This is a genomic window from Halorubrum sp. F4, from assembly GCF_027257195.1.
In the GTDB taxonomy this organism is placed as follows: Archaea; Halobacteriota; Halobacteria; order Halobacteriales; family Haloferacaceae; genus Halorubrum.
Genome location: NZ_JAPDFS010000030.1, coordinates 1 through 6,939, shown reverse-complemented (window position 1 = coordinate 6,939; position 6,939 = coordinate 1). Strand labels below are relative to the sequence as shown.

At 71.0% G+C, this 6,939-nt stretch carries 7 protein-coding genes and 1 tRNA gene; 2 read left to right on the top strand and 6 right to left on the bottom strand.

The features are described 5' to 3' along the window. Together OKW78_RS16290 and OKW78_RS16285 are read right to left on the bottom strand one after the other, a co-directional pair. Positions 1-1,009 (bottom strand): TolB family protein (locus OKW78_RS16290; protein ID WP_369335043.1); only part of this gene is annotated, 1,009 nt, incomplete at its 3' end. Positions 1,010-1,085: 76 nt separating this feature from the next. Then, entirely contained in the window at positions 1,086-1,676 is a 591-nt protein-coding gene (locus OKW78_RS16285) for an IMP cyclohydrolase (RefSeq protein WP_281196112.1), read from the bottom strand. A 210-nt stretch (positions 1,677-1,886) separates the two neighbouring features. On the opposite strand from OKW78_RS16285, the gene OKW78_RS16280 reads away from it, so the two are divergent. Continuing rightward, positions 1,887-1,959, top strand: a tRNA-Gln gene (locus tag OKW78_RS16280). 213 nt (positions 1,960-2,172) lie between these two features. Here OKW78_RS16280 and cgi121 read toward each other — a convergent pair. The 4 genes from cgi121 to OKW78_RS16260 all read right to left on the bottom strand — a co-directional run bounded on the left by cgi121 (position 2,173) and on the right by OKW78_RS16260 (position 6,623). After that, entirely contained in the window at positions 2,173-2,772 is a 600-nt protein-coding gene (gene cgi121, locus OKW78_RS16275; RefSeq protein ID WP_281196111.1) for a KEOPS complex subunit Cgi121, read from the bottom strand. Continuing rightward, on the bottom strand, positions 2,769-5,234 hold the full coding sequence (locus OKW78_RS16270; RefSeq protein ID WP_281196110.1) for an ATP-dependent DNA helicase: 2,466 nt from the start codon (positions 5,232-5,234) through the stop codon (positions 2,769-2,771). Before OKW78_RS16270 ends, cgi121 begins: the two co-directional genes overlap by 4 nt. Positions 5,235-5,562: 328 nt before the next feature. Next, a complete protein-coding gene (locus tag OKW78_RS16265; protein WP_281196109.1) occupies positions 5,563-5,817 on the bottom strand; it encodes a hypothetical protein in 255 nt (84 codons plus the stop codon). 26 nt (positions 5,818-5,843) lie between these two features. Beyond that, positions 5,844-6,623 (bottom strand): winged helix-turn-helix domain-containing protein, encoded by a 780-nt coding sequence (locus OKW78_RS16260; protein ID WP_281196108.1) that lies wholly within the window; start codon positions 6,621-6,623, stop codon positions 5,844-5,846. A 202-nt stretch (positions 6,624-6,825) separates the two neighbouring features. Here OKW78_RS16260 and OKW78_RS16255 point away from each other — a divergent pair. Beyond that, positions 6,826-6,939, top strand: a 114-nt coding sequence (locus OKW78_RS16255) for a ferredoxin (RefSeq protein ID WP_281196113.1), incomplete at its 3' end; no start/stop codon positions are given.

Genomic DNA, 6,939 nt, shown 5'->3' with positions numbered 1-6,939 from the left:
CCCCGTCGGGCGTGGCGAAGTAGAGCGTCTCTCCGTCGGGGCCCCACTGCGGGGCCACCCCGTCGTCGAGGTCACGGTCGAGACCGTCGGTGAGCGAGGTCACCGAGCCGTCCGCGCGATCGAGGAGGTGGAGGTCCGTCTGCCGGAGGGATATGCGGTCGGGCTCGGCGTGAGTGAACGCGATCCGCCCGTCGGCCGTCGCCGCCAGCGGCGACGCCCAGTCCGTCGTGGTGTGGAGTCGCTCGACCGCGTCCGTCGCGAGGTCGTGCGCGTGGATCGCGATCTCGTCGGAATCGTCGGGATCGTCGCCGACGGACTCGGTGTAATACAGCGTGTCGCCGTCGCCCCACTCCGGCGCGGCGAAGTCGGCGTCGCGGTCCGTCACCCGCTCGACCGGGGGGTCGCCGTCGGTCCTCCCGCCGCCGTTCGTTCTCGCGACGCCGTCCGCGAACGCATCCGCGTCGACGACGTAGATCCCCGGCCGCCGCCCGTCGAAGAACTCCTCCTCCGAGCGGAACACCGTCCGGTCGATCACCCGTGGGTCGGGGTGCTCGTCGGGCTCGTACCCGTCGGGAACCGACAGGTCGCGGTCGGCCGCTCGGTCCTCGGCGGTCACCGACTGGACGAACGCGAGCCGCTCGCCGTCCGGCGACCACGCGACGTCGGAGACCCCGCCGACGACGTCCGTGATCCGACGAGCCTCGCCTCCGGCGACCGGAAGGATCCACAGCTGTCGGCGGTCGTCGTCGGGCCCGCGCGTGGAGGTGAACGCGATCCGGTCGCCGGAGGGGCTCCAGCGCGGCTCTGCGTCCGCCCCCTCGGCGAGCGAGAAGCGGCGCGGCTCGTCGGGGTCGCCGTCACCAGTCTCGACGAGATGGACGGTCGACTCGTACGCCTCGTCGCTTTTCGGCCGTCGACGAAGGAAGGCGACCCGCTCGCCGTCCGGGGAGACGCGAGGGTCCGCCGGCTTCGCGATGTCGTGATACGCCGCGGCCGTGATGGGCTTCATACCCGCTCGTCGACCCGTTCCCTCAAAAGCCGTCGGGAGCCGGAAGGGGGGCGAACGGACGCGCCGGTCGGCGGGGTCACTCCCCGTTGTCGAACGCCAGCGAGACGCCCTCGGCGTCGACGGTCGCGCCGGCGGCACACACCGGGTGCTCGAAGTCGGCTCCGAGGACCTCGCTCGCGGCGGCTTCGGCGTCCTCGGCCGCGAGATCGTAGGCATCCGGCGAATCCCGCTCGTAGGTCGCCACGAGCGTCGGCTCGTCGACGGCCTCCACCAGCAGGGCGTCGCGACGGACGGTACCGATCGTCGCGGTCTCCGCGCCGACGACGCCGGCGATCCGCGGGGTGTCGTAGTCGTCCTTCTCGAAGTCGAGCGCGAGGAGCGGCGTCGCGAGCGCGTCGCGGGCGGGGTAGCCGAGCTCGAGCTTCTCGGCTATCGGGTCGACGTGCGAGCCGTTGCCGAGGACCGCGAGCGGCTCGCCGGTCGGCGTCTCGACTCGCCGAACGCAGTTGTACGAGACGTACGGGTTGTCCGTCTCCGGCGCGTCCGGCGTGGGCCCGACGGTCAGCGTCCCGTCCCGCTCGAGCACTCGTCGGTTCGGGAACGAGCGTGAGGAGACGCGATACGCGCCGATTCCGGGACCGACGACGACGAACCGTCCGATGTACATACACGGGCGTGGGTATCCGTCGGGTTAAAACACGTCGATCGATCCACGTCCGGCGACAGAGACGGGGGTGATCGGGAGGGTCGGACCGCGATCGAACGGGGATCGAACGGGCGTCGTGTGCGAGGACGTGACTGCCGTATGCGAGCGTGTGACAGGGAGAACGCGACGCGCAACGCTTACAAACACGCGTGGAGTAGCGATGGTGCGCACAGTCCATTGGGGTAGTGGCCAATCCTGAAGCCTTCTGGGGGCTTCGACCCTGGTTCGAATCCAGGATGGACTATCCGTCTTCTCCGCGACTTCGCCCCATTGCGACGTCTCGACGCCCCCGTCCCGTCGTGACGGATACCTTCGATTCCCACGTTTCTACTGGAACTAAATCACTCCCACGTCTAGTGATTTCCAGCGGAAGCAAGGGGGTATGTGGTGCCGTGACGAACGGATTCCAAGCGGCGGTGAGAACACCGGATCGCCGGCGATCCGACGGTCTCGATTTTCACTTCTCGACGTCCAACAGGGCGACGCGTTCGTGGACGATATCGGCGAGATCGCCGTCGGTCGCGTCGAGCTCGCGGTCTGTGACCCCGTAGTAGTCGCGGACCGTCCCGTCGTCGAACTCGCCGAGCGTCGGTTCCGGTCCCGTCGCGAGCAAGCCCTCCACCGACGTGACGGCCGTCTCGAGGTCCGCGGCGGGACGGTTCGCCTCCGCCACGTCGGCGAAATCGGCGACCACGAGGGCGGCCCGTCGCTCCCCCGGCGAAACTCCGAGGTCGAGCGCACGGTCGATCTGGCGGCGGCCCGCGGCGTACACCAGTATCTCGACCGCGGGATCGCGGGCGACCGCCTCGTCCCGTGCGATCGATCGGGCGGCGAGCCGCGTCGCGAGACGGAGATGGGCGGCGTCGACGACGCGGTCGGCGTCGAACGCCTGGACGACCGCGCCGGTCTCCTCCCGGATCGACTCGAGCGAGGCGAGGAACGCGTCGAGGTCGTCGACCACGAGCGTTCCCTCGACGATCCGGACCTCGGGAGCCGGTGCGGGGTGGCTCGGCGACGGCGGCTCCGTCGGCCGGTCCGAGCCGGTCGGACCGCTCACCGGAAATCACCGAGGCTGGCCTGCCCCTCGTCGTCGCCGTCGCCGCTTCCGGCGGTCGCGGCCGCGGAGGCCGACCGGTCCGCGTCGATCCCGTCCATCGAGGGGTCCTCGCGGCCGGCGTGTTCGAGGATCCGCTCCGCCGTCCGCTCCCGGCCGCGGAGTGCGCCGAGCACGACCGCCTTGTCGGTCTCCCGGAGGTCGGCGCGCGTCTCGACGCCCGCCTCGTACAGCCGCCGCGCGCGTTTTCTCCCGACGTTGCGCACGCCGGCGAGGTCGAGCAGCTGCTCGCGGACCCCGTACTCGACCCGCTTTCGCGCCCGTCGAACCGCGAGGACCGCGTCGCCGTCGACTCCCTCGACGTCGGCGGCGAGCGTCTCGGCCGCGCGCAACAGCCACTCGGCGGTGTCGACCTTCCCGCGGATGTCGCCCGGGCCGACGCCGTAGCGCTCCGCGATCCGGTCCTCGTCGACCTCGTCGGCCCAGTCCTCGAGCAGCCGGGCGGTCTTGAGCGCCGCGAGCCAGTCCTCGAAGCGAACGTCCTCGTACTCGGAGGGGACGTCCCCGAGGAACTCCGCCTCGCGCTCGTAACAGATCTCGGTGTACGTCTCGCGGTCGCCAGATTTCAGATAGAGCTCGTACATGTCGGGCGTCCGGCTCACGAGGTGATAGAGGCCGAGCGGGGTGATATCCGGAGGCGAGTCGGCGGCGGTGTCCTCGTCGGCATCGTCGTCGGCGACGGTGTCCTCCTCGCCGCCGTCGGAATCGTCATCGACCCGACTGTACGTTCCGAATCCGGGCCCCTCGATCCCGTCCTCCGGTGCCGACCGCTCGTACGCTCCGGCGGCCGATCCGGCGGCGTCGGCGTCGGTCGCACACGCGTCCCGGAGGCCGTCGATCATCTCCGCCGCGCTCATCGGGTCGAGGTAGAGCCGCGAGACGGTGTGGCCGATCCCGGTCGCCGAGAGCGACTCCGTTCCGCCCTCGCGGTCGCGGTCGAGGAAGCCGTTGACCGCGAGGTACTCGAGGACGCTGTCCGTGACCGCGGCGAGCCGCCCCGCGTCGTCGGTCTGGGCGGCGTACAGGGTGTTGTCGAGGAACTCGAGGAGGCCGCCGCGGGTCGAGGCGAAGCCGGAGGCGACCGTCGCGAGCACGTGGGTCCGGAGCGCGGGCTCGGCGGCGAGCTTCGAGCGGACGGGCTCGGCGGCGGCCCAGACGTACCGGTCGAACAGCTCCTCTTTGGTGTCGGCGTCGTTCGCGAGCAGCACCGCCTCGCCGTACGGGTCCAGTCCGGGACGGCCGGCGCGGCCGCACATCTGGTGGATCTCGAGGACGTCGAGCGGCTTCATCCCGCCGAACTCGCCGTCGTAGCGCCGCCAGTCGCGGACGATCACCCGCCGCGCGGGCGTGTTGACCCCGGCCGCGAGCGTCGGCGTCGCGGAGACGCACTTGATCAGCCGGTCGCGGAACGCGTCCTCGATCAGGCTCCGGTGTTCGGCCGCGAGCCCCGCGTGGTGGAACGCCGACCCCTGCTCCACCGCGTCCGCGAGGTCCTCGGAGGTGTCGGTGTCGGAGACGCCGCGGACCTCCTCGGCCAGCTCGCGGAGACGGTCGCGCTCGTCGGTCGTGAGCCGCGGTCCGGTCACGTCCGCGAGCTTCCGGGCCGACGACTCGGCGTTCCGCCGGGAGTTGACGAACACGAGCGAGGAGCCGCCCTGGCCGTCCTCCTCCGTGTCGAGCGCGTCGGCGACGAGCCGTGCGGTCTGTTCCTCGCCGCGGTCGACCGGGACCTCCCGTTTGCTCCCGTCGTCGAAGTCGATCGCGTTGCCGAAGTGGACGCCGACGCGGAGGTCGATCGGTCGCCAGTCCGACTCGACGAGTTCCGCGTCGAGCCACCCGGCGATGGCGTCGGCGTTGCCGACGGTCGCCGACAGCGCCACGGTCTGGAGGCCGGGGTTCACCTTTCGGAGCTTCGCCAGGGTGACCTCCAGGGTCGGGCCGCGGCTCGCGTCGTCGACGAGATGGACCTCGTCGCTCACGACGCAGGTCAGGTCGTCTATCCACGGCGCGCCGTTGCGGATCAGCGAGTCCACCTTCTCGCTCGTGGCGACGATGACGTCGCGGCTCGCGAGCCAGTCGCCGTCGGAGTCGTAGTTGCCCGTCGAGACGCCCACCGTGACTCCGTGGTCCTCCCATCGCTCGAACTCCGTCTTCTTCTCGCTGGCGAGCGCGCGCAGCGGGACGATATATAGCGCCTTCCCGCCGCGTTCGATCGCCGACAGCATGGCGAGTTCGGCGATCAGCGTCTTGCCGGAGGCGGTGGGGACGGCCGCGACGAGGCTCTCGCCGTCGAGGACGCCCGCCTCGACGGCGGCCTCCTGGGGCGGGTACAGGTCGGCGACGCCCTCCGCCTCGAGCGCCTCGCCGACCCCCGTGGGGAGCCCGGAGAGGGCGGTCGGTTGCATTGGCCTCCCTTGGTCGCCGACCCGATTTAAACCGTCGGAAGGCTACGGAGGCCGGTGACGACTGCCGGCGGCGGGGCTCAGTCAGCAAACTCATTCTGGCGCGCGCCCGCGAGCGCCCGGCAGGGCGCGAGCCGGACCGCGCGAGGGAGCAGCCGACCGCGACGCCGTGCAGTCCGGCGTCGCGGTCGATGCGAGGCTGGGGAGGCGTGAGGTGCGGGACTGTGCGGTCGCGGGCAACCGCGCCCGTGACTTCTGCGGGATTCGGGTCCGGACCGATCCGCTCGCTACCGCACCCACTGCCGCACTCTAACCCGCGTCGCCGACCCGTTCACACCGTGTCGTCGAGGTCGTGTTCGGCGGCCATCCGCGACGCCTCGGCGGCGAACCGCTCGACGTCCTCGGCCGAGGTCTCGCCGAGCGCGTCCTCGTCGACGTCCCGGCCGGCGGTCACCCCGTCGCCGGTGACCAGCCGCTGTTCGGCCAGCTCCTTCGTGTGGACGCGCTCGCCGTCCTCGGTCGCGTACGTCAGCCGGACGAGCCCCTTCGAGTCGAACCGTCGGTCGACGAGCCAGACTGCGGTCATCGCCGGGTTCTCGGCCCGCGCAGGCCTTAAACCGGCTGGTCGACGGGGGTCGCTCGTTCCCTGTACGACGCCAGTTCCGCGTTCGCCCACTCGACCGCCTCGGGCGAGTCGTTCGTCATCATCCCCGTGACGTCACCCGTGGCGCGGAACGTGATCCCCGCGTGGTCTCCCTCCGGCGTCTCCATCACCCACAGCGCGTACGGGAGCGACTCCGGGCTTCGGTACAGATCGAAGGAGTCGCGCGCGAGGAGGGTCGCCACCGGCGTGTCCGAAAGCTCGCCGAGCGCCTCCACCACCGCCGGCTCCGCGACCACCGTCACGTCGAGCGCCTCGCGGTCCAGCTCACGGTCGATGATGAAGACGTCCGACTTGAGCACCGTCGGGGCCAACCCCCGCATCGCCGTCGCCCGCTCGAGGAGCTCGCTGCTCGCCGTCGACGCCCCCGAGGGCACGTGCGGGTCCGCGACGGTCACGGTCGCGTCCTCGAGGAAGACCGACGGAAGGGTCGTCCCCTCGGGGAGGCCGTTCAGGAGGCTACTCCCCGCCTCGATCGTTTCGGTCGTGGCCGCGTAGCGGTCGTGTTCCGCGAGCGCGAACCGGCCGGCCGCGGTGAGCGAGTAGGTCCCGTTTCGGGACTCGACGCAGTCCACGTCCGCCAGGTCGTCGATCGCGCGGTCGACGGTCGAGCGCGAACTCGACAGTCGCTCGACGAGCTCCGGCTTGCTCGCGGGTGCGTCGGCGAGACATCGGAACACCGCCGCGCGCTTGTAGAGCACGTCCCGGAGCGCGTGTCCGTCCGGATCCATGCGAGCAGGACGCGCGCCCGGATTAAAAACGGCCCGACGGAGAACGACGGAGGGCGTCGGCGTCAGCGGGCGGTTTTTCGAACGGTCGGCACGGACATACCCTCACCGTCCGGGAGAACTCCCGGCACGTGGGAACGGCCACGGGGCGCACCGACGAACCGAACCCCGCCACCGCTTTGTACCCGCTTCGCGTATCCGCGGTATGCGCGTCGAATTCGACCGAGACACCTGTATCGGGATGTACCAGTGTGTCGCCGAGTGGGACGGGTTCGAGAAGGACCTGAACGACGGGAAGGCCGACCTCGTCGACGGCGAG

Excerpts from the sequence above, each read along its gene's own strand:
- OKW78_RS16270 (WP_281196110.1), bottom strand. The coding sequence starts at position 5,234 with ATGCAACCGACCGCCCTCTCCGGGCTCCCCACGGGGGTCGGCGAGGCG.
- OKW78_RS16260 (WP_281196108.1), bottom strand. The coding sequence starts at position 6,623 with ATGGATCCGGACGGACACGCGCTCCGGGACGTGCTCTACAAGCGCGCG.
- OKW78_RS16285 (WP_281196112.1), bottom strand. The coding sequence starts at position 1,676 with ATGTACATCGGACGGTTCGTCGTCGTCGGTCCCGGAATCGGCGCGTAT.
- OKW78_RS16265 (WP_281196109.1), bottom strand. The coding sequence starts at position 5,817 with ATGACCGCAGTCTGGCTCGTCGACCGACGGTTCGACTCGAAGGGGCTC.